The organism is Treponema sp. R6D11, from assembly GCF_054786075.1.
In genome coordinates, this window is record NZ_BDHD01000012.1 from 1 (window position 1) to 21,693 (window position 21,693).

19 protein-coding genes are annotated in these 21,693 nt (G+C 41.1%); 8 read left to right on the forward strand and 11 right to left on the reverse strand.

Features of this window, described 5'->3' with window-relative positions:
• From pssA to ACYVTD_RS02535, 3 genes are all read right to left on the reverse strand, one after another.
• A partial coding sequence (gene pssA, locus ACYVTD_RS02525; protein WP_461246204.1) for a CDP-diacylglycerol--serine O-phosphatidyltransferase occupies positions 1 to 669 on the reverse strand: 669 nt, incomplete at its 3' end.
• 1 nt (position 670) lies between these two features.
• A complete protein-coding gene (locus ACYVTD_RS02530) occupies positions 671 to 1,306 on the reverse strand; it encodes a phosphatidylserine decarboxylase (protein ID WP_461246205.1) in 636 nt (211 codons plus the stop codon).
• Complete coding sequence (locus ACYVTD_RS02535) at positions 1,293 to 1,940, reverse strand: COG4648 family protein (protein ID WP_461246206.1); 648 nt, start codon at positions 1,938 to 1,940, stop codon at positions 1,293 to 1,295. The genes ACYVTD_RS02530 and ACYVTD_RS02535 overlap by 14 nt, the downstream gene beginning before the upstream one ends.
• 107 nt (positions 1,941 to 2,047) lie before the next feature.
• Between ACYVTD_RS02535 and ACYVTD_RS02540 the strand changes: the two genes are divergently transcribed.
• The 6 genes from ACYVTD_RS02540 to ACYVTD_RS02565 all read left to right on the forward strand — a co-directional run bounded on the left by ACYVTD_RS02540 (position 2,048) and on the right by ACYVTD_RS02565 (position 9,261).
• Complete coding sequence (locus ACYVTD_RS02540) at positions 2,048 to 3,151, forward strand: ABC transporter permease (RefSeq protein ID WP_461246207.1); 1,104 nt, start codon at positions 2,048 to 2,050, stop codon at positions 3,149 to 3,151.
• Between the two features lie 2 nt (positions 3,152 to 3,153).
• A complete protein-coding gene (locus ACYVTD_RS02545; RefSeq protein WP_461246208.1) occupies positions 3,154 to 5,220 on the forward strand; it encodes a dipeptide/oligopeptide/nickel ABC transporter permease/ATP-binding protein in 2,067 nt (688 codons plus the stop codon).
• Positions 5,195 to 6,859 (forward strand): mannitol dehydrogenase family protein, encoded by a 1,665-nt coding sequence (locus ACYVTD_RS02550; protein ID WP_461246209.1) that lies wholly within the window; start codon positions 5,195 to 5,197, stop codon positions 6,857 to 6,859. Before ACYVTD_RS02545 ends, ACYVTD_RS02550 begins: the two co-directional genes overlap by 26 nt.
• Before the next feature lie 24 nt (positions 6,860 to 6,883).
• Positions 6,884 to 7,294, forward strand: a complete 411-nt coding sequence (locus ACYVTD_RS02555) for a hypothetical protein (protein ID WP_461246210.1) — start codon at positions 6,884 to 6,886, stop codon at positions 7,292 to 7,294.
• Positions 7,294 to 8,292, forward strand: a complete 999-nt coding sequence (locus ACYVTD_RS02560; RefSeq protein ID WP_461246211.1) for a DHH family phosphoesterase — start codon at positions 7,294 to 7,296, stop codon at positions 8,290 to 8,292. Before ACYVTD_RS02555 ends, ACYVTD_RS02560 begins: the two co-directional genes overlap by 1 nt.
• A 102-nt stretch (positions 8,293 to 8,394) precedes the next feature.
• Positions 8,395 to 9,261 carry a hypothetical protein gene (locus tag ACYVTD_RS02565; protein ID WP_461246212.1) on the forward strand — a complete coding sequence of 289 codons (867 nt, stop codon included), beginning with the start codon at positions 8,395 to 8,397 and terminating at the stop codon, positions 9,259 to 9,261.
• Here the strand turns inward: ACYVTD_RS02565 and ACYVTD_RS02570 are convergent.
• The 7 genes from ACYVTD_RS02570 to ACYVTD_RS02600 all read right to left on the reverse strand — a co-directional run bounded on the left by ACYVTD_RS02570 (position 9,258) and on the right by ACYVTD_RS02600 (position 17,000).
• Positions 9,258 to 10,298: an aldose epimerase family protein gene (locus ACYVTD_RS02570; RefSeq protein ID WP_461246213.1), complete on the reverse strand. Its 1,041-nt coding sequence runs from the start codon at positions 10,296 to 10,298 to the stop codon at positions 9,258 to 9,260. The genes ACYVTD_RS02565 and ACYVTD_RS02570 overlap by 4 nt on opposite strands.
• A 131-nt stretch (positions 10,299 to 10,429) precedes the next feature.
• Positions 10,430 to 11,449 (reverse strand): aldo/keto reductase, encoded by a 1,020-nt coding sequence (locus tag ACYVTD_RS02575; RefSeq protein ID WP_461246214.1) that lies wholly within the window; start codon positions 11,447 to 11,449, stop codon positions 10,430 to 10,432.
• A gap of 8 nt (positions 11,450 to 11,457) precedes the next feature.
• Positions 11,458 to 12,588: a hypothetical protein gene (locus ACYVTD_RS02580; protein ID WP_461246215.1), complete on the reverse strand. Its 1,131-nt coding sequence runs from the start codon at positions 12,586 to 12,588 to the stop codon at positions 11,458 to 11,460.
• Positions 12,588 to 13,325 (reverse strand): outer membrane lipoprotein-sorting protein, encoded by a 738-nt coding sequence (locus ACYVTD_RS02585; RefSeq protein ID WP_461246216.1) that lies wholly within the window; start codon positions 13,323 to 13,325, stop codon positions 12,588 to 12,590. Before ACYVTD_RS02585 ends, ACYVTD_RS02580 begins: the two co-directional genes overlap by 1 nt.
• Positions 13,326 to 13,328: 3 nt before the next feature.
• Entirely contained in the window at positions 13,329 to 14,600 is a 1,272-nt protein-coding gene (locus tag ACYVTD_RS02590) for an ABC transporter permease (RefSeq protein WP_461246217.1), read from the reverse strand.
• 130 nt (positions 14,601 to 14,730) lie between these two features.
• On the reverse strand, positions 14,731 to 16,308 hold the full coding sequence (locus ACYVTD_RS02595; RefSeq protein WP_461246218.1) for an ABC transporter permease: 1,578 nt from the start codon (positions 16,306 to 16,308) through the stop codon (positions 14,731 to 14,733).
• Positions 16,305 to 17,000, reverse strand: coding sequence for an ABC transporter ATP-binding protein (locus ACYVTD_RS02600; protein ID WP_461246219.1), 696 nt, complete (start codon positions 16,998 to 17,000; stop codon positions 16,305 to 16,307). The genes ACYVTD_RS02595 and ACYVTD_RS02600 overlap by 4 nt, the downstream gene beginning before the upstream one ends.
• 40 nt (positions 17,001 to 17,040) lie before the next feature.
• Here ACYVTD_RS02600 and ACYVTD_RS02605 point away from each other — a divergent pair, with 40 nt between their 5' ends.
• Together ACYVTD_RS02605 and ACYVTD_RS02610 are read left to right on the forward strand one after the other, a co-directional pair.
• Positions 17,041 to 17,178 carry a hypothetical protein gene (locus ACYVTD_RS02605; RefSeq protein WP_461246220.1) on the forward strand — a complete coding sequence of 46 codons (138 nt, stop codon included), beginning with the start codon at positions 17,041 to 17,043 and terminating at the stop codon, positions 17,176 to 17,178.
• Between the two features lie 84 nt (positions 17,179 to 17,262).
• Positions 17,263 to 20,376 (forward strand): hybrid sensor histidine kinase/response regulator, encoded by a 3,114-nt coding sequence (locus tag ACYVTD_RS02610; RefSeq protein WP_461246221.1) that lies wholly within the window; start codon positions 17,263 to 17,265, stop codon positions 20,374 to 20,376.
• Positions 20,377 to 20,379: 3 nt separating this feature from the next.
• On the opposite strand, the gene serS is transcribed toward ACYVTD_RS02610, so the two are convergent.
• Positions 20,380 to 21,654, reverse strand: coding sequence for a serine--tRNA ligase (gene serS, locus ACYVTD_RS02615; protein WP_461246222.1), 1,275 nt, complete (start codon positions 21,652 to 21,654; stop codon positions 20,380 to 20,382).
• Between the last annotated feature and the right edge of the window lie 39 nt (positions 21,655 to 21,693).

Here is a 21,693-nt window from a genome sequence, read left to right on the forward strand (position 1 = left end):
AATATTGATTTGGTAATAAGTCAAAATAAGGCGTTTATAAGTTTGTCTGTCTCTGGATAATTTTAATCTTTTAAATGACATATAGGGAATATTTGATACCATTAGGAATGAAAGAGCAATTATAACAATCGGCATAGCCTTAAAAAATTTCGGCATGAGGGTCATAAGAACAGGAATTGTTTTAAAGTTAAGAGGAAAATCTCCGGGACCTAAAAGCTCATAGCTTAATACAAAAGAAATTATAACGCCCGCCGACGCCGGAGTAGGAAGTCCGACAAAATGTTTCTGTATTTCCCCGCTCTGCGCAAGCACATTAAAGCGCGCAAGACGAAGGGCGCAACAAAGCACATAAAGAATGGCAATGGCAATGCCTATCTTTCCCATTGTTTTTAACACTAGCTGATACATCATTATACCGGGAGCCATTCCAAACGAAACAAGATCGCTTAGTGAGTCTAACTCCATGCCAAAATCACTTGTTGTATTTGTCATTCGCGCGATTCTTCCGTCAAGGATATCGCAAGCCAAAGCTCCAAGTAAAAGCCATGCGGCTGGAATAAAATGCCCGTCGATAGAAGAAAAAATCGACAGAATGCCGAAAGCCATATTTCCGCATGTAAAAAGCGAAGGTATGATAAATATCCCGTCTTTTAATGTTACCCTTTTCATTTTATTTCCTCCCCATTACTGTAATACCCGCTTTTGTTTTATCTCCGGGTTTTACGTCTATCACCGCCGTTTTTGGCAGGTGCAGATCAACCTGAGAACTGAATTTAATCATTCCTATTTTATCTCCCGCTTTAAGAGTGTCTCCGCTCTTTACCCACGACACGCATCGCCTTGCCACTAATCCCGCAATTTGGCGCACCACATAAACGGCATTTTCGTTCTTAATAGTAATAATATTCTGCTCATTTTCAGATTGCGCCAACGGATTCCATGCGGCGTAAAATTTTCCGTCCTTGTGCGTTACATCAACAACAGTTCCGCTAACAGGCGAGCGTTGTAAGTGGACGCTAAAAATAGAAAGGAACACTCTGATAACTTTTTGCTCTCCTTCTTCCGTCAATTCCATAACTGTTCCGTTACATGGAGAGAGTATCAACCCTTCTCCCTGCGTGACTTTTATTTTTGGGTCTCTGAAAAAATACACACAGAATAGCGCAAAGACGATCAATACGCACCCAAGAGAAAAACAACCAACAGTTACGGGCATAAACGCCGCCATTTTGGAAACAACCAAAAGCGCCGCGCCTGTTAAAAAAGTCGGAAAAATAAAAGGATAACCTTCTTTAAGAATTGCCATCTTTCCCTGCCTCCGTATCCGCCGTAGGATGTTCACGGCGATACTTTTTTTCGATTGTTTTTAATACAATAAATTCACCGACAAATATCAAACCCATAAGACAATAAGTTATACAGCCATTATAGATAACCCAAATATGTTCCAAATAAAAAACAACCGTAAATACCGCAATTACAGCGTCAACAAAAAAAAACACGCACCATACAACGCTTGCCTTAAAACAAAAATCGTCAAAAATTTGTTTTGGAATTTTTGTTTTTATTGATTTATCAAAAATATCGATAAAATAGTACGCAAGCGGCGGTGGGAACAAAAATGAAGTAATCATTATTGTCAAATACGCAATAGCCGCCAGAGCGGGATACAGTCTTATAAAAATAGGCGAATCGTCAAGACACAGACTAATCACCCCGATAGTACAAAGAATCAACGGACTGACAAAAAGCGCCACAGTGTGTTTGCCCTTGTAATGGCGGCTGTTTATGATGCTGTAAATAATAGCAAATATAATAATGCCGATTGAAAGGTATCGAATCGGCAACTTAAAAACGACAAGAGCGCAAAAGACTAAAATAGGATACATGACCGCTATTAAACCAAAAAGGTATTTTGCGCCATGTTTAAATTCAAACATTTTCATAATATATCTAACAGGGTATTATAGTAAAAAAAAATAAGCCTTGCAATATCAACACAACCGCCTTTATTGACATAAAACAATTCTATGCATAATATGTACAAATGGCAGAAAAGATCAGCCATATTATAGGCGCAATATTACAAACTGGTTTTTTAAAACCGTTTTATGCCTTTAAGCGGCGTTTCCCTCTCCTTTCTTACATTGTGAACAGGCTTATAACCATGACAGTAATGCTGTTTTTGTTAGGACTTGCCGTCTTTGGTTTGATGGCTCTCGCCCCTGGCGACATTGTAGACCAGATAATGATGCAACAACTGTTTAATGAAAATCAGGGGGGGAAGGCGGGACAAAACTGGCAGGCGATGACCGATGACCAGCTTCAGGCGCGGAGAGCGGAACTTGGTTTAGACAAGCCGTTTTATGTTCAATATTTCAGATGGCTTAACAGGGTTGTTGTTCATCATGATCTTGGGGTTAGCCTTATTTCACGCGCGCCTGTTTCTTTTTTGATTTCTTCGCGCATATTAAATTCGCTTCTCCTAAATATTATTTCGCTTGTATTGATTACCGTTTTTTCTTTTGCGTTAGGTGTTTATTTTTCGACTAAGGCGGGAACAAAAACCGATACTGCTGTAACATTCTTCGCTCTTGTGCTTCATGCCTTCCCAGGGCTTTTGCTTCTTATCCTGCTACAGCTTTTTGCTTCAGTAACAGGACTTTTTCCCGTTACGGCGTATCCGCCCTTTCCGTTTTCGACAGCGCCTGTAAAATTTGTTTTTTCTTACGCTCATCACATCTTTCTTCCATTATTGTCGGCGTTCTTGGGCGGAATTGGCGGTTCTCTGCGAATGATACGCGCGACAATGCTTGATCAGCTTGGACAGCCATACATTACAAGTTTGCGTTCACGAGGGATAGCGGAATGGCGTGTCTATTTTGCTCACGCTTTTCGCAACACGTTAAACCCTTACATAACGGGAAGCGCAAATCTTCTTGCAAGTTTGTTTTCAGGCTCGCTTATACTGGAAATAATTTTTGCCTATCCGGGCATTGGCAGACTTATGTACGAGGCGGTTATTCAGCAGGATATAAACCTTGTTCTGGCTAATATAATGTTTATTTCATTCCTTGTACTTGTCGGCATGGCGTTAGCTGACATAATACTGGCTCTTGTAGACCCTCGCATAAGGTATGGGAAAGAGTAACTATGAAAAAATTTATCAATTATGTTAAAACCCGTCCCACCGCCCTTGTTTCGCTCCTCTGCCTCGCAATTCTCTACCTTATGATGATTTTCGCCGAATTTTTCGCTCCCTATTCGCCTAACACTTCTTTTTCGGACAAAAGCTATCATCCGCCTAACGTCCGTTTTTATCGAATGAAACCCCAGGCGCAGGAGTGGCGAATAATAAATTCCGTAACGTGGAAATACGCCCGTGTAAAAGATATGTATTCGGAGCTTAAATTATTCGGCAAGGGCGAGCCGTATCTTTTGTGGGGATTCATTCCGGCACAGAGGCATTTTATTACAACAGCGCCGTCAGCGTATCCTATTTTTCTTATGGGGTCTGATAACTTAGGCAGAGATATTTTTTCACGCATTGTTTACGGCTCCCGTGTCTCGCTGACAATCGGTTTTGCGGCGACGCTAATATCCCTTGCACTTGCCGGACTTGCCGGCGGAGTCGCAGGATTCTTTGGCGGTTTCGCAGACTGGTCAATTATGAGAACGTCAGAATTTTTAATGCTTATTCCTACCCTGTACCTGATACTGTTTTTACGCTCGCTAATGGCGTCTAACATGGATCCCGGGCAATCCTACATGATGATTACGATAATTCTTTCGCTTGTAGGCTGGCCCGGCTCGGCTAGAACTATTCGCGGAATGGTTCACGCAATCAAACGTGAGGAATTTGTCCTTAACGCTAAATTGGAAATGATTCCCTCCGTAGTTATTATTTTTAGGCACATCATTCCGCAGATAGCGAGTCTTTTAATTGTAAGCGTAGCGTTAAGCGTCCCCGGTTTTATTATGACGGAGACTGTTCTTTCCTATCTTGGACTTGGTATTACAGACCCGGCAGTAAGTTGGGGGTCGCTAATAAAGCGTGATCTTTCAACGCTTTCAAATTTAAGGGCGTTTCCATGGCTATTAACACCTGTATGGTTTTTGTTAGGTGTAACGCTTGCCTTTAATTTTATCGGAGACGCTCTGCGTGACTTTTTTGATCCGTATCATATTGTATTTTCGGGTAAAAAGAAAAAAGAACAAAAAAGCGAGCATAAAAAAGACGGCGAAAATAATTTACTATTGGCGGTTAAAGAGCTATTTGTCGATTTTTCCGTACTGCGTGGTAAAGAACACATAACTGTTCAAGCGGTGAGAGGGCTTTCGTTTTCCTTGCAAAAGGGCGAAACATTGGGAATTGTAGGAGAAAGCGGCTCAGGCAAGAGCGTAAGCACTTTGGCGATTCCCGGGTTATTGGCGAATAATACAACAGTGCGAGGTTCAATTTTGTATGAAGGAAAAGAAATGACCTGTCTTGAAACCGAAGCGTTACGTGAATATCGAGGCAAAAAAATCGGCATGATATTTCAGGAGCCGGGTCGCTCTTATGATCCGCTTCAAAATATGGGCAATGTGTTTTTTGAAACATTCAGAAACAGCGACAGCACGATTACCAAAGAAGAATCGGCAAAAAAAGCAGTAGCCCTTCTTGAAGAAACCGGGCTTGATAACGGAATGGAGCGGCTTTCCAACTTTCCGCATCAGTTTTCGGGCGGACAATTACAGCGTATCGGTATCGCCCTTGCTCTGGCACAAGGCTGTGAATTGCTAATCGCCGATGAGCCTACTACCGCTCTTGATCTTACGATTCAAAAACAGATAGTGGAGCTATTAAAAAATTTGCGAAGAAAAAGAAATATATCGATTATATTTATCAGCCACGACATTGATCTGGTAGCGGAAATTTCAGACCGCATCATGGTAATGTACGGCGGTCTTGCGATGGAATCTGGAACGGCGGCGGAAATTACAAACGCTCCCCGACACCCATACACAAAAGCGTTGCTTGCCGCCTCTCCCCGTTTTGGAAGCCACTATTCAAAAGAGCGTCTACTCACCATTCCCGGTAAAGTTACAGACCCCTCCAGCCCCGAAAGCGGCTGCCCCTTCGCCCCTCGTTGCACGGAAGCAACAGCGGATTGTTCACAGGCAATTCCGCCTCTACAGACAAAAGACGGTCATGAAATACGCTGTTGCAGGAATTGAAAAAATACATGAAACAGGCTATCATTCCCATACCATGAAACTAAACAACGAATCATTAAAAGACCGTGCTTTTTGGGAAAAGGCTGTGATTACCCTACCCCGTTTTGACAGACAAGTGATGATTACCGCTACAAAGACGCAACCTAAGTGGGTGCATTTTGGAGCGGGAAATATTTTCCGCGCTTTTCCGGCAGCTATGATGCAACAATTGCTTGAAGACGGAATCGAAAAAACAGGCATTATTGTCGCCGAGGGCTATGACGGCGAAATTATCGATAAAAGTTTTACCGCTTTTGATAACCTGACTATCCTTGTAACGTTAAAATCCGACGGCACTACGGAAAAACAAATTATCGCCTCTGTCGCCCAATCGCTCAGAATGGACAGGGAACTTTCCGCACTAAAAGAAATTTTCGCCGCTACTTCCCTGCAAATGGCAAGTTTTACCATTACGGAGAAGGGCTACAGCTTAAAAGGCAGAGACGGAAATATCCTGCCCGATATTGCAGATGACCTTAAAAAAGGACCGTCCAACCCCAAAAGTTATTTGGGACGCATCGCCTGCCTTTTACATGAACGCTACACTCACGGAGCATTACCGTTTGCGATGGTCAGCATGGATAATTGTTCACATAACGGGGACATACTCTTTGCGGCAATGGAATCTGTCGCCAAGGGCTGGGTAGAAAACAAAGCAGCGGACGAAGGCTTTTTAAATTATATTCGTGACAAGAAAAAAGTTTCTTTCCCGTGGTCTATGATCGATAAAATTACACCACGTCCCGACGACAGCGTGCGCAATATGCTCGTAAACTCAGGTCTTGAGGATATGCAGGGATTTGTTACGGAAAAGAACACTTATGTCGCTCCTTTTGTAAACGCCGAAGAAACCCAATACCTTGTAATAGAAGACGTTTTTCCAAACGGAAGACCGGCGTTGGAAAAAGCCGGCGTACTCTTTACGGAAAAGGAAACAGTAGACAGAGTTGAAAAAATGAAAGTCTGCACCTGCCTTAATCCCCTGCACACAAGCCTTGCTGTTTTTGGCTGCCTGCTCGGTTACACAAGAATCAGCGAAGAAATGAAAGACGCTTCTCTTGTCAAACTTATCGAAGGCGTTGGCTACCGCGAGGGGCTTCCTGTTGTAACAGACCCGGGCATTATTAAACCAAAAGATTTTATAGATCAAGTTATAAAAGTGCGGCTTCCCAATCCTTTCATGCCTGACGCCCCCCAACGGATAGCTATGGACTCATCGCTTAAAATACCTATCCGTTTCGGCGAAACCATAAAGGCTTACAAAAATACGGGCAAAAATTGCGCAGATCTCAAACTTATCCCGCTGGTTTTTGCCGCATGGCTTCGTTATCTTTTAGGCGTTGACGATCAGGGCAAACAGTTTGAGGTAAGCCCCGACCCAAATTATGAAACTCTCACTAATAATCTTGCGGGCATCAAACTTGGACTAAATGTCTCGTTTCACAGCAAATTAGAGCCAATTTTATCGAATTCAGCATATTTTGGGGTAAATTTGTACGATGTGGGGCTAGGAAGGCGGGTTGAGGAATTTTTTACACAAATGCTCGCCGGGACGGGGGCGGTGCGCAAAACACTTGATTCTAACGTAAATATAAGTTAAAATGTTAATATCTGGAGGTCACCAATGAAAAAACTCATTGTCGTATTATTTATTTTGGCGGTTATTTCACCTGTTTTTGCTCAGCAAAATGATGAAAAAAAAGAATCTTTTTACTATATTAACGTGCCTGTGGAAAAAATATATCCTTCAAACGAAGGGTATATTATTATGTACCGCAGTAGCACCACTTTAATATCTACAATAGGTATACCAAACGATTGGTTTTATGATTCGGCAGGAGCCGCTCAAATGGTAAAATTAGCTTTGGCGTCAGACTGGCCCACAATGACTGTTTTTTACAGTGAGGGTAAATTCAGCCATGTGAGGTTATACACTCATCCTGTAAAAAGTCACTCAACATGGGGAAATATCCCGCAAGGAACCGATGTAAGCCGTTTCTTTTCGGATAAAGACTCTTTTAAGCTTCAATTCTGATGGATTCCGATTTAGAAAATTCTAAAGTACCTGAAGAGCTTGTTAATTATATAAAAAACTGCTCTAAGTTTATAATTGCCGGTCATAAAGAGCCGGACGGAGACTGCGTAAGTAGCCAGCTTGCCTTACGCAGTATTCTATTACGCATGGGAAAAACAGCAATGGTCTGTTCCGCCGGTCCTTTTAAACGAGTAGAAATAAAAGAATATTCAGAGCAATTTACCGCTATCCTGCCGGAGATAAGCAGAAAAGATACAAAAGTAATTATCGTTGACTGTTCAGGAAAAGAAAGAACAGGCGATCTTAACGAAACTCTCAGCGAATTTCCCTGCGCGGTAATAGATCATCACGCCGCCGTAACTCACCCTCCGTCAACAAACGAAGCGCCGGTTTATGTCGATTCAAAAGCGCCGGCATGCGCGGTATTGATATACAAATTAATAGACGCCCTTGGAGTTGAATTAACTAAAGAAGAAGCATCATTACTTCTTTTTGGGATTTGCACAGACACAGGGTTTTTCAGGCATCTGACAGAAAATAACGCCCAAGTTTTTGAATTCACGGCAAAATTGATCTCGCGCGGAGCAAGTCCCAAAAAAACATTTTATAAAATGAACGGCGGTAAAAGTCTTAGTTCCAGAATATTATTGGGAAATATTTTATCAAGAACAGAGTCTTATTTTGACGGAAAACTTTTAATTAGTTATGAGACATTAAGCGAATCCGAAACTTTTGGCTTTGAAGGCAGAGATTCCGACAGTTTAAATCAAATGCTTTTATCGGTAGAAAATGCCGAAGCGGTTGTAATAATCCGCCAGGAGTTAGCCGACAGTTGCACTGTGAGTTTCAGGTCGTTAGATAAAATTGACGTTTCAAAAATTGCCGCTTCTTTTGGCGGAGGCGGACATAAAAACGCATCGGGACTTTCTATGAAAGGAGAGATTTCATTTGTAAAACAAAAAATGTTAGAAGCATTTAAAAATATTTTCACTAATTAAAACAAAAACTTTCAATGTGACAAACATCATAAATATTTAACTCATTTCGCATAATAATTCATTCGTTTTTAAGCCTTGTCGATATCTGGAATGAGGTGAATAATGCAAGAAGACACATTAAATAAAATTTATTCTGAGTATCTTTTAGGCAACATTAAACGCGATGAGTTTGAAAGTATAATTTATACTTATCTTGTCAATAATAAGAAAAAGACATGCATCAAACATTGGGAACAGAATAAATACGAAGATTTTATTTCCTATTTTTATCCTAACTTAAAAAAGCTCATTAATTCTTATGAAGATACAGGAGCGTCATTTGAAGCGTATTTATACAGATTTATTCTTATTTCAGCAAAAGAATATAATGTGCGTTTAACAACAAAAGCGGTTACCGAAAATTCAACATGGAACGCTCGTATTCCCGATATGTACGCATACGAAGAACCTCCTATTTATAAAATTAACAGTAAAAATGAAGAAATAACCAAAATGATTACGGGTGTAAAAGGCAAAAGAAACACAAGACGAATTTTAGCGCTTGTCTTAAAATGTTATTATTATATTTCAGATGATTTTGCCGATAAAATAGCAGCATTGATTGGCATTGACGCCAAAGAGTTAATAGAAAAATTAAATAAACTACGAAAAATCAGACAAAAAAAAGATGACCTTATCTATGATTTTAAAGAGAGAATCTACTGCCAATTTTACAGATGCATAGTTTACGAAAATAAACTTTCGATAATACGGGAAAATACTTTTGCATATGAGAAAATGTATCGCCGTCTTGACAGAGCCAAACAAAGACTTGAAAATATGCGCAAGCGAATAAAAAAAGTTCGCACAGACGCCACTCACAAACAAATTGCGGAAGTTATCGGCATAACAAAAGGCACTGTAGACGCAAGTCTTTACAGGCTTAAAGAAAAATGGGAAGGAATGGCAAAAAAAGCGGACTTAAACTAATTAATAGAAAAAGCAAAAACCGCTTCTTCGTGATAATCTTTTTCCGAGTCCGCAACACAGGAAGGGAAACCGCTCTGGTTCGGAGTATCGGGGTAATGCTGGGTTTCAAGGCAGAAGCCTGAATGTTTTGTATAAACAGAGCCTTGTTTGCCTTGAACCTTTTTAAGGTGGTTTCCAGTATAGAACTGAACCCCTGGTTGTGTTGTAAAAACTTTAACGCAACGACCTGATCCCGATTCATAAACTTCGGCGCATTGGCGCAGTTTACCAATTTCTCCGTCTACTGTAAAACAATGATCATACCCCTTAAAAGGTTTTAAGAATGAAGTATTGGAACAAATTTTTCGCCGTATTCTAAAATCAAAATCAGTTCCGTCTACTGGAATGAGTTTGCCTGTGGGAATGGCGTTTTTATCAACTTGCACATAAGTTGAGGAATAAAGAAGCGCCTCGTGGGAAAGTATATTACCCTTCCCTTCTCCGGCTAAATTAAAATAAGCGTGATTTGTAAGATTGACAGGCGTTGGTTTATCAGCCTTTGCGTAATAATCGCAAATTATTTCATTGGTGTCCGTAAGACCGTAAGTTACTACGGCTTTTAAGTTTCCTGGGAAACCGCAATCGCCGTCGGGACTTTCAAGTTCAAAGCGCACATAGACCGCTTTTTTTTCTTCGTAAGCTTCGGATTTCCAAAGAAGTTTGTCAAAGCCGCGCGGTCCCGAATGTAGGGAATTTTTTCCGTCATTCGCCAAAAGAGAGTATGATTTTCCGTTTAAAGAAAAAGCGGCGTTACCTATACGATTGGCAAAACGCCCAACCGTTACGCCTATAAACGGTTCATTGTTCAAGTAGCCGTTCAAATCCGAATAGCCAAGCAGAATATCGTCCTTAATGCCGTTGCTAGACGGAACAATCAAACTTGTCCACATTGCTCCAAAGTTTGTAAGCGACAATTTTAGCTCGCCTGCAGTGAGTGTCCAAAGTTTAACTTTTTTTCCGTTAGAAAGAACGCCGAAAGTCTTTTTCTCTATTTTCATAGACATATTATACACTTGTAGGCATTTTATGCACAAGGTATATAAAAGTGTAAATGTTAAGATTTCATGAAAAAATTAACTTATTTTGTTTTGTCTCTAAATCTCCTATATCTTCTAGGGATTTAATAAAATTAAGCGCTCTCCGCCACCAACTTAAAAAATTCCGCTTGTTGAGTTTTAAGCAGGGCTGGTACATTCAGTCCGTAGGGGCAATACTGTTTGCAATGACCGCAGTTGGTGCAGTTGTCAATTAGCCGCATGTTTTTTTGCCATTCTTCTGACAGCCAGTATTCTTTGACTGCTCTTTTTGCCAAAAATGTTATACGAGCCGCATTATTAATTGGGATGCCGGCAGGACACGGCAGACAGTAGCCGCAACAACGGCAGAAACTGCCGGAAAGTTCGGACTTGTCTTTTTCTATGGCGTTTAACAAATTACTGTCCAATTGGGGTGGGTTGTTTTCGTATGATAAAAACTCATTTAATTCCGTCTTTTTTTGTATTCCCCAAATGGGGATTACATTTTCATATTGCCGTAAAAACGCAAATGCGGCTTTTGCGTTGCTAATTAAACCTCCGCATAGGGCTTTCATGGCAAGGAAGCCGACATTATGCTCACGGCAGAGAGCAACAAGCGCCAATTCTTCGGCGGAAGACAAAAAAGAAAGAGGGTACTGCAAGGTTTCGTACAAATTGGATAACACCGCTTTTTTAGCGTTGTCTTTGCTGTGAGCTGTAATGCCGATGTGACGGATTTTACCTTGCTCCTTCGCTTTTAACGCACAGGCATACAGACCGTCTTCGCCTTCGGGAATAGGCACAAAGGACGGGTTATGAAGTTGAAAAACATCAATATAATCCGCGCGCAACATTCGCAGACTGTTCTCGATATGTTCCATTAATTTGTCGGGCGTTTGCGCGGCGGATTTTGTGCATACTGTTATTTTATTACGCACATTATGAAACGCAGTCCCTAATCTGTCTTCGCTAGTTGTGTAGCCGTTTGCTGTATCATACAAAGTAACGCCATTATCGTAGGCGTGCCGTAACAACGCTGTACTTTCATCATAAGAAATACGCTGAATTGGGATACAGCCGAATCCTGTGCGGCTTACAGTTAAATTAGTTTTACCAAAAATTGTTTTTTGCATAATGACTCCTAAAAACGCAAGCGTAATTTTGTACTGACAACAAAATAGTATTCATAGGGCATCTGTGCCAAAACTATTAAAGTTGCTCCCTGAAAAAGATCGTGGTTAAGTGTAAGAATCGGTATATATGACGTGTCATCGAATCCTATCATAACGGCGGCGCTCATATTGGTGTAATCGGTAAAACGCAGGGTAAGGCTTGTGTACAAATAGTGAGTATTGGTTAAGCCAAGTAAATTTGTTTTGGGATTAAAAGCGGTTGACGAATTTTCGCCGTTGTACAGATATTCGGCAAGGAATATCAATTTGCCGTCAAAAAAAGAATAGTCCGCCCCGCCGCTAAATGAAAGCCCGTCAAGTTTTGTTTCCGCTTCATAGTTGTAGGTGTAAAGAGTGTCAATGACTAGCCCTACTACTAAATCGGCTTTTACAGAAAGTCCAGCTCGATGTATACCATAATATGCGCTTATCTTTGGAGTTTCATAACAGTACAGCGTTTGGATACTCGCCTTGTTCCAGTGTTTGTCAAAGGACAATCCCACAAATGAGCCGGCGTATTGTGAAAACGGATCACGGGGCGCAGAATAAAAGACATTCAGTTTTGTTTCTTCCGTTGGATACCAGAAAAAAGAGGTTCCTAAAATGGCGCGCGGACGAGCGTCAGTCTTTAACGGATTTCTTGGATTGAGAAAATCCGAAGACCCCCACACTTGCCCATAACCAAAAGGAAGACGCATAAGTCCGCCGTCAAAATTTACAGATTCCCCTGACAATCTAAAGTAAAGACGCTCCAATTCTATTCCTGCGATGTAATTTTCTCCGTATACATAAGAGGTTGAATTGAATGGAGTGCCAATTCCAAGGGCTGCCATTTGCTCTGCGTTAGCCGCATAATTTCCCGTAGCGGCAATTAAGTTTACCGCGCCGTAGACTGCCGCCCTGTCCCTGATTTTAGACTGAAATCTTATGTTAGCGTATTCTTCCATTCCAAGCGAAAACCCCGGCGTATCCCCTGCCGTGGCTTGCAGAGACGAATCCAGTAGCCCAGAGACAGTGATTTGGGCGTGAAGGCTAAAACAATTTATTGTGAAAATGGCAGTTATAAATAGCAAAAAAATAAATTGCTTTCTCTTATTCATTACTTCTCCAAATTTCTCTGGCTGAACACGGAATCCGCAATTGGTTTATCCAGCACCACTTTTCTCATAACAAAGTTGGTCTTACTGTTTTTTCGCATAAGGTCACGCATTTCTCCTTCTACGGGGAAACGCCGTCCGTTAATTACTTCTACTCTTAACAAATTGTACTCTTTCAGCTTGACTCCCGAAAGAGCGAAAAGTTCATAGCGTAAAAGATCGCCGTTTTCTTTGTCTATCCATAATTTACGAGAAGAATAACTTTCGGTTTTGTTCTTTGCCTTTAGCTCCAAAACCCAAGAATCACGCCCGTTTACGGTTTCTGAGCCGGCAATAACAGGCTCATAGCGACTGGTTAATGTTTCGTTATTCAGCGTGTCTTCGTAGGACATATCGGAACCCATCATCGACTCTTTAAGCATGTGTCCCGATATTAACATTACTTCTTCAGTGTCTGGCGAATACACATAGAGCCTGCCGTCCCTTTTCAGATACTTTGTTCCCCTGTCTTCGGAGTTTGTAAACTCTATAAAACTGTGCGTGTTTCCCCTGCCCCACGCCTTAAATGTTTTCACATAACGGCGGTTGCCGTTTTCAATGACAATCTCACCTTCATATTCAATAGTAGCGTAGATTTCATTGTTGTCCACTCTCCGCAGTAACTCCGCCGCCGACGGCGATTGAGCGAAAGCGAAAGTTACTGTCATTAAAAACATTGATACAAAAAATAATTTTTTCATCTCTTACCTCCTTAAAGCCTCTACTGGTTCTACAAACGCACTTTTTAGCGACGGTATCAACGTAAAAATGGACGCTACTACTACGCCTAACAGCCATGCTCTTAATAACAAAATCGGACTGAATTGAAAGAAAATAGCGTTGCTCAGTGGGATTTCGCTGAATGTGTCTCCGTATAGGTCTCCTAAACGAAGCGGATAATGGGAACCTATGGCGGTTATTATTCCGCCTATGACAACTCCGGCAAGAGCGCCAAAAGCCGCCATGAAAAACGATTCAAAGAAAAAGACTTTTACAATTTCCATGCGGGTCATGCCAAGACAGCCCATCATGCCGATTTCTTTGATGCGTTCATGTATGATCATAACTATTGTATTGATTATAAGGAAACTTGCCACGATTAAAAACACCAAAAATATAACCGTGTATATGTTACTCGCAACTTTCATTATTGATACCCAGTAGTTGTCATTCCATTCTGTCACATAACTGTCGTCTCCTAAAATATTTTTAATTTTTGCGGCGATTACTCCGCTTGTTTTTTCATCGTCAACGAAAATTACAAGCGATTGCGTTCCTTCGTCTAAAACCAATAACCGCTGAAGCCTTTCTATATCCATTACAATGTAAGATTCATCAATTTTGATGTAATCAAAATTAAAAATGCCCGTAATTTTAGGAGATAGAAATTTTTCCGAATATTGAGCGGATATTGTCTTAAATGTGATTTTATCGCCGACTGATAAACCTGTTTTTTGAGCAAAAACATTACCAATGGCGCACTCGTTAGCTCCGGGGAACGGAAAACGTCCTTCTATCAAACCATCGCTGTGATTAGTCAAATTAAAAGTGTTAGCTGCCATTTCATTTTCAATATCAAGTCCCCAAAGAACTGCGTGTTTAACAACATTATCCTGCAATGTCGCCATTGTCGCTATTCTTGGAAAGACGGCTCTAACGCCTGGTATTTTATAAATGTCAGCGGCAATTTCTTTCCAACTTTTTCCGTCCTCTATGGGGTACTGCACTGGCATATATTCGCTTTCCGCCTCATATTGCGATGACACTACTCTGACATGACCAAGTTCATAAGTCTGCACAGTTTTGTTTATGCTGTCGGTCATTCCTTCTATCATAGAAGAATAAACCACGATAAAAAACACGGCTATTCCAACGGCAGAGAGACAAAAAAGCGTACGCCTCATGTTACGCCAAATATTGCGGTAAGCGATTTTTATCAACATCGCCGTTCCGCCTTTTTTGTAATTACTTGTCATTTTAACTCCCTTCTGAAAATCAAAAGTTTCAACTTTTGATTTTCTTCTTTATTATTAAGGAGAAAATTGCTTCGCAATTTTCTCCAAGCTCTTTCAAAAAACCAATCGGGTTTTTTGAAAGAGCACTTCCTTATTCAAAACGTAAACTTTCGGTAATTGGGCTTTTTAACGCCCTGCGAGTTGGGAAATATGCCACAAGCGACGACAACAATGTCGCCACGATGCCTGAACCGATAATTACCGGTATATTCCACATACTGCGGAAAATTGCTGTTGTGCGAAAACCTATTCCTCCGCTTAAAGTGTCCGCCATCGCGCTAAAATCGATTCCTGTTTTTACCATTGGATAATTAATGATACAGCCTAAAATTATCCCTAACACGGAACCGATTAATCCTAAAAATCCGGCTTCAAGCATATATGTCAAAATCATTTGGCTGTCGGTCATGCCCATCGCCCTCATCATGCCGATTTCTTTTGTGCGTTCCAATATTGCAAGTAAAATTGTGTTTGAAATGCCGAGGAACGAAAGAAGAAATAAAAGAAACGCCAATACTTGCGGCATACCTGTCTGAATTTTTTCGTAGCCTAAATAGTCCTGCATATATTCTTGCCATGTTCTTACTGCAAGATCATCGGGTAAAGACAGTCCCATGTTGGAAAGCCCCCTATTAAGGGCGGCGGTTATAGCGGCGGAACTTTCGCTCTTACCGGGAAGCTGTGAATCGGGAACTCCGCTTTTTCTGATAACAAGTTCCGTTACAGCGCCTTGCAACATCATGCCTGTTTCATCTTGCAAAACATCGAGTGGAATGTACGCCGTGTTGCCGTTTGGAAGAGGATCGGGGGAATTAATTACTCCGGCTACAACTACTTCAAAAACCTGATAAACATGATTCACGGCGTTTTCTTTGTCGTCATTGGTAACTTCGGGAGACGCTTTAATATCGATCATTGCGTTTATACGCACGTTATTTCTTCCTGTTACCGCAATCATCTCCCAATAACGGTCAAGGTCTTGTTTGGGAGCGTTTTTCTTTAACATCATACGCTCATTTCCTTTGATTGCTTTGGTATCAACGGGATCAAACATGTTAGTGGAAACTGGAGCCAATTCGTAAAGGGAACTGATAAAATCCGCATCCTGACTATTTTGCGCGGTAATGGAAATAAGCTCCTCAAGTTCTTTTCTGTAAGGGCGGGAAGGAATGCCTACTTTTAATTTTTCCGCTGCGACAGTTCCCAGAGCGATTTCAAAATTGCCGTTTTGCACAAAACGCCCAAAATCAACATAAGGCGTATAACGTAATACTTCACGCTCTGCGTCTGGTTCTACGCCGTAAAAAACAATCGGTGCGGAGCCTGATGTAGAGGACAGCGTACCTGAAAATGTATAACGTGGGGCGCTTACATAACCTTCACTTGAAAGAGCGTCTCTGTATATTTCCCAGCCGTAAAAATTTTCATAACTGGGCATTTCGTCTTTTTTTTCAAAGTACAATTTAGTTTGCAGTTTTGCCGCTCCAATTTCAAAGTTGACAATATTTCTGCGTGATTCAATTGTCATGCCGCCCAGCCAACTGTTCAAAAAAATGTAAACCGCTACGCTGACCATAATCGCAAGCGAAGTAAGCACGGTCTTTACTTTGTGCCGGGCAAGGTTGCGTAGCGCCAATTTTTTTAGTTCCCAAATACTGGATAATGTCATGCTACGTTCCCCTTTGCCTCGTCGCTTTCAATTTGTCCGTCACGGATACGCACAAGACGGCGGGCGTAATCCATAACCATTTGATCATGCGTGGAGAAAATAAAAGTTGTTCCTTCAGAACTGTTTAATTTCAACATAAGTTCAAGGATTTCCCGCCCGATAGTGGAATCAAGGTTTGCGGTCGGTTCGTCAGCTAAAATAATGGCGGGTTTTTTTACAAGGGCTCGCGCGACAGCGACCCTCTGCTGTTGACCGCCTGACATTTCTTTTGGGCGGCGTTTCGCCATTCCCTCAAGACCGACATCGCATAACACTTGGGCAGTGCGTTCTTTTATTTCTTTTGGATTTACGCCCATCAATGTAAGCGGAAAAGAAATATTTTCTTCTACTGAAAGAACGGGAATAAGGTTATACGCCTGAAAAATAAATCCTACGCTGTGCCGCCTAAGGAGGGCAAGTTGGTTTCGCGTCATATTAGCGGTATTGGAGCCGCCTACGATTATTTTTCCGCCTGTCAGTGTATCAAGGCAGCCAACTAAATGAAGAAACGTAGACTTTCCGCTCCCAGAAGGTCCTGCGATAGCGGTAAATTCTCCGCCTTGAAATTCAATGTTTATGCCCCGTAGAGCGTGTACTATTTGATCATTAAGACCGTAATCTTTTACTACGTTTTCCGCTTTTACAACTGTCATTTATTTGCCTCCTTGCTTACATTACATTATATTATCTAGTATGAAATATATATATTATCGTGGTTATCTTCGCCCTGCGGATTTTAGCCCTGTCTCTATGGCTTTTAGGGCGAAAATGGCAAATAATGTTAAAACAATAGCATTTATCTTAAAATCCGGCGTGAAATTTACAAAATAGTATATTAAACTTAATATAAATGGTGAATTTATGCCTATAATGCGGTCTTTAGAGCAAAAAACGAGAAAAATAATAATTCGATATATGCAAATAGTATTTGTAGCGCTTGCCTTTGCTCTAATGGTTTTTGCAAGCAACCTGTTTGTCAGCGATATTGAGCGTAATCACTTACGAAAATCCGTAAAAAACGCGATTTTATTCACAGAAGCCAATATTACCGCCGATTTAAAGGAGCCGGAGACCCTTCTTTCAGGCTTTGCTGAAACAATCAGAGGTATGATTGTACACGGAGATAACGCCCAAACAGTGCGTGAATATATACAGTATATAAATCAGTATATGCGCGCTAATAATGATGAAGATTATCTTTTGGGAGTTTTGGGTTTTTACGGCTTTTTTGACGTTTTTGGAAAAAGATATTTTACCGAATCCGTAGATTGGGTTCCCCCTGAAGACTATGTGCTGAATGACCGCCCTTGGTACAAGGCGGCTATCGACGCAAATGGCGAAATTGGAGTAACCGAACCATATAAAAATATGAGAACCGGAGACGCTTATATCCTTACTTTTGCCCGATGTTTATTCAACGATGACGGCACAAGGCTTGGCGTTATATGTCTGGACATTAATCTTGACAGAATCAGTCAACATGCCGTTAATACGCAATTTGCCGAAAATGGTTACGGATTCCTTTTAAGCGAAAACATGAAATTAATCGCCCACCCTGAATCTAACATGCTAGGTATGGCGCTTCACGATGTAAATAGCCGTATCGCAAATTATGAAGGTAAATTAATGCAGGAAGGTCATATCTACGAAGCCATTTCGACCGACTATCGCGGAATTGAATCCATTGTATTTATAGAAAGATTATTTAATGGATGGTACATGGGAATTGTAACGCCTAAAGACGAATATTATAAAAGCACAAAAATCATGGCGACAATACTTACGGTGATAGGCGCTATATTTGCAACAGCGCTTATAGTGATATTGCTTTTAATTTTTAAAGAAATAAACAAGGAAAGTGAGAAATCTAGAGCTATGGCGCATTGGTATAACTCTATTCTTAACGCTATACCGCTGCCCATAACGGTTACAGACATAGATACAAATTGGACATTTATAAACAAAGCTGTCGAAAAAATTCTGGGGATAACATTTGAAGAAGCCATTGGCAAACCATGCAATAGCATGGGAACCGAAATTTGCAATACAGACGCTTGCGGTATAAAGTGCGCAAAAAGAGGTATTACTCAAACTTATTTTTTGCATAAAGGTTTGTCGTATCAGGTTGATGTTGCAATACTAAAAGATGTAAACGAAAAAATAATGGGATACATCGAAATAGTACAGGACATTACAAATCTAAAACAGATAACAAAGAAACAAGCCGATGCGGAAGCCGCTAACGCCGCTAAATCCGCATTCCTTGCAAAAGTAAGCCACGAAATACGCACGCCAATGAACGCTATTTTGGGTATCACAGAAATTCTGTTGCAAGACGAAGCGCTTTCACATGATATGCAGGAAGCGTTAAGTAGAATTTACAATTCCGGTTATTTATTGCTAGGTATAATAAATGACATACTCGACTTGTCAAAAATAGAAGCGGGTAAACTTGAGCTAACGCCTATTAATTACGACGTACCAAGTTTAATAAACGACACTGTTCATCTGAATATCATGCGCTTTGACAGCAAGCCAATTGTATTTGATCTTCATTTAGACGAAAATATTCCGCTGACATTGTTCGGAGATGAACTGCGTATTAAACAAATTTTAAACAATTTGCTTTCCAACGCTTTTAAATATACAGACTCAGGCAAAGTTTCGCTGTCAATTTCCGTTGAACCGTCTGACAATCCGTCAATGCTTACACTTTTGTTCCGTGTAAGCGACACAGGACAGGGTATGACCAGTGAACAGTTAGACAAATTATTTGATGAATATACCCGTTTTAATTTGGAAGCCAACCGCTCAACAGAGGGAGCAGGGCTTGGCATGAATATTACAAAAAGGCTTGTCGATTTAATGAACGGCGAAATTTTAGTGGAAAGCGCGAAAGGCAAAGGCTCTTTGTTCACGGTGCGTCTGCCTCAAGGAATTGTTGATAGCGGAGTATTGGGCAAAGATATAGTTGATAATTTAATGCAGTTCCGCTTGGGCAGAATGTCCCAAATGAAAAAAGCACCGCAAATTGTACGCGAGTATATGCCTTACGGAAAAGTCCTTATAGTAGACGATGTGGAAACAAATCTGTATGTTGCAAAAGGGCTTATGGCTCCTTACGGATTGTCAATAGATACGGCGATGAGCGGGTTTGAAGCAATAGATAAAATAAAAAGCGGCTCTAATTATGACGTTATTTTTATGGATCACTTTATGCCAAAAATGGACGGAATTGAGGCGGCAAAAAATATACGCGAATTGGGATATACAAACTCCATTGTTGCGTTAACAGCTAACGCGCTTACGGGACAGACGGAAATTTTTATGGAAAACGGGTTTGACGGTTTTATATCCAAACCTATAGATATACACCAGTTAAATTCCATATTAAACAAATTGGTACGCGACAAGTATCCGATTGAAACTGTTGAAGCCGCCAGACAGAATAAAAACAATGTTAAAAAAAGCGCGAGTCAGCAACAGTCTGCAAACGCCGAGCTTATAAAAATATTTATAAGGGACGCGCAAAAAGCCGTTGACATACTGGAAACAATACACTCAAATAATTACCGCAGAGCCGATGATACTCAAATGTATATTATCAATATCCATGCGATGAAAAGCGCATTGGCTAACATTGGAGAGACAGAGCTTTCTGCCGCCGCCGCAAAATTGGAAGATGCGGGACGGAACCAGAATATTACCGAAATATCAAACGATACGCCCGGCTTTATATCAGCCCTGAGAGCGGTAATTCAGAAGGTCAACCCAAATAAAGACAGCGATGATAAAGCAGATGTAGTTATGAGCGAAGAAGAGCGAGCGGATCTTATTGAAAAGTTATCTACTATGCAAAGAGCAAGTATTGAATTTGATAAAAAAACCGTTAAAAACACACTGGCGCAAATTCAAGAAAAAACGTGGCCCTTTACAGTTAAAAAATTACTGGAAACAATATCAGAACATTTGCTCCACAGCGAATTTATCAAGATTGCTAATCTTATAGACAATTACAAAAATAGCTAACGCTTATTTCTTTTTTATCACTTCAAACCCGCAGTAGGGTACTAATACCTTTGGAAGGCGTACTGTTCCGTCCGCTTGTTGGAAGTTTTCTAAGACGGCTATTATTGCGCGGGAAATGGCTATTGCCGTGCCATTTAACATATGGACGTATTTATTTTTTCCGTCGTCGTCTTTAAAGCGGATGTTAAGTCTACGCGCCTGATAATCCGTACAATTTGATGTCGAGGTTACTTCGCCCCATTCGCCGCCGTTGCGCCCTGGCATCCATGCTTCTAAATCCCATTTGCGATAAGCGGGAGCGCCTAAGTCGCCTGTGCAGGTATCTACCACGCGGAAAGGTATGTTAAGACCCTTAAAAATTTCTTCTTCGATTAAGCGAAGCTCTTCATGGAAAAGCCCGGACTCTTCGGGCAAACAGTAAACAAACATTTCAAGTTTTGTAAATTGATGAACGCGATAGAGTCCTTTGGAAAATTGACCCGCAGCGCCCGCTTCACGGCGGAAACAGTGGGAAAGACCCGCCATTCGCAGGGGGAGTTTTTCTTTTGGAAGAATCATATTGGAGTAATAACCGCCAAGGGTAATTTCCGCAGTGCCTACAAGACAGGTTTCTTCGCCCTCAAGCGTGTACACATTGGACTCCGCTCCGCGCGGATTAAACCCTATGCCTTCAAGTATTTCCTCACGCGCGATGTCGGGAGTAATAAAGGGGGTAAAACCTTTTTTTTGCAGAATATCAAGCGCATAACGAATCAGACCAAGCTCAAGATATACACCTTCGTTTTTAAGATAGTAAAATTTTGTGCCTGACACTTTTGTTCCCGAATCAAAGTCGATAACATCAAGATCCTGCCCAAGTTTTACATGGTCGGCAGGTTCAAAATCAAATTTGGTAGGCTCCCCTACTCTCTTTACTTCAAGATTGTCCTTGTCCTCTTTGCCAACCGGCGCGTCAGGGTGCGCCATGTTGGGAATTTTCCGCGCTTCCGTTAAAAGCTCCGCTTCCACGGCGGTTAATTCACTCTCCGCCGCCGCTATTTCCTCTTTTAATTTTTTTCCTTCTTCAATAAGAACGTTGCGCTCTTCCTGAGCCAGCTTGCCTTTCATGGCATCGGCGTTTGCGTTACGCTTCTGCTGGAACGACTGCAACTTTGTGGCAAGCTCCGTTCTTTTGTTATACAGGCGCGCTACCGCCTCGGCATCGGCTTTCATAAAACGGTCGGCAATATTTGCCGTAACCGAATGTAAATTTTCCGCGATAAATTTATAATCTAACATAAGGGTATTGTAACAAAATTTAATAAATTGGGCTAGGGC

What these genes read in the sequence shown, in the direction of transcription:
- ACYVTD_RS02540 (WP_461246207.1), top strand. Translation starts at nt 2,048, where the DNA reads ATGGCAGAAAAGATCAGCCATATTATAGGCGCAATATTACAAACTGGT.
- ACYVTD_RS02570 (WP_461246213.1), bottom strand. Translation starts at nt 10,298, where the DNA reads ATGAAAATAGAGAAAAAGACTTTCGGCGTTCTTTCTAACGGAAAAAAA.
- ACYVTD_RS02580 (WP_461246215.1), bottom strand. Translation starts at nt 12,588, where the DNA reads ATGAATAAGAGAAAGCAATTTATTTTTTTGCTATTTATAACTGCCATT.
- ACYVTD_RS02545 (WP_461246208.1), top strand. Translation starts at nt 3,154, where the DNA reads ATGAAAAAATTTATCAATTATGTTAAAACCCGTCCCACCGCCCTTGTT.
- ACYVTD_RS02605 (WP_461246220.1), top strand. Translation starts at nt 17,041, where the DNA reads ATGAAATATATATATTATCGTGGTTATCTTCGCCCTGCGGATTTTAGC.
- ACYVTD_RS02595 (WP_461246218.1), bottom strand. Translation starts at nt 16,308, where the DNA reads ATGACATTATCCAGTATTTGGGAACTAAAAAAATTGGCGCTACGCAAC.
- ACYVTD_RS02565 (WP_461246212.1), top strand. Translation starts at nt 8,395, where the DNA reads ATGCAAGAAGACACATTAAATAAAATTTATTCTGAGTATCTTTTAGGC.
- ACYVTD_RS02600 (WP_461246219.1), bottom strand. Translation starts at nt 17,000, where the DNA reads ATGACAGTTGTAAAAGCGGAAAACGTAGTAAAAGATTACGGTCTTAAT.
- ACYVTD_RS02560 (WP_461246211.1), top strand. Translation starts at nt 7,294, where the DNA reads ATGGATTCCGATTTAGAAAATTCTAAAGTACCTGAAGAGCTTGTTAAT.
- ACYVTD_RS02535 (WP_461246206.1), bottom strand. Translation starts at nt 1,940, where the DNA reads ATGTTTGAATTTAAACATGGCGCAAAATACCTTTTTGGTTTAATAGCG.
- ACYVTD_RS02575 (WP_461246214.1), bottom strand. Translation starts at nt 11,449, where the DNA reads ATGCAAAAAACAATTTTTGGTAAAACTAATTTAACTGTAAGCCGCACA.
- serS (WP_461246222.1), bottom strand. Translation starts at nt 21,654, where the DNA reads ATGTTAGATTATAAATTTATCGCGGAAAATTTACATTCGGTTACGGCA.
- ACYVTD_RS02610 (WP_461246221.1), top strand. Translation starts at nt 17,263, where the DNA reads ATGCAAATAGTATTTGTAGCGCTTGCCTTTGCTCTAATGGTTTTTGCA.
- ACYVTD_RS02530 (WP_461246205.1), bottom strand. Translation starts at nt 1,306, where the DNA reads ATGGCAATTCTTAAAGAAGGTTATCCTTTTATTTTTCCGACTTTTTTA.
- ACYVTD_RS02550 (WP_461246209.1), top strand. Translation starts at nt 5,195, where the DNA reads ATGAAATACGCTGTTGCAGGAATTGAAAAAATACATGAAACAGGCTAT.
- ACYVTD_RS02585 (WP_461246216.1), bottom strand. Translation starts at nt 13,325, where the DNA reads ATGAAAAAATTATTTTTTGTATCAATGTTTTTAATGACAGTAACTTTC.
- ACYVTD_RS02590 (WP_461246217.1), bottom strand. Translation starts at nt 14,600, where the DNA reads ATGACAAGTAATTACAAAAAAGGCGGAACGGCGATGTTGATAAAAATC.
- ACYVTD_RS02555 (WP_461246210.1), top strand. Translation starts at nt 6,884, where the DNA reads ATGAAAAAACTCATTGTCGTATTATTTATTTTGGCGGTTATTTCACCT.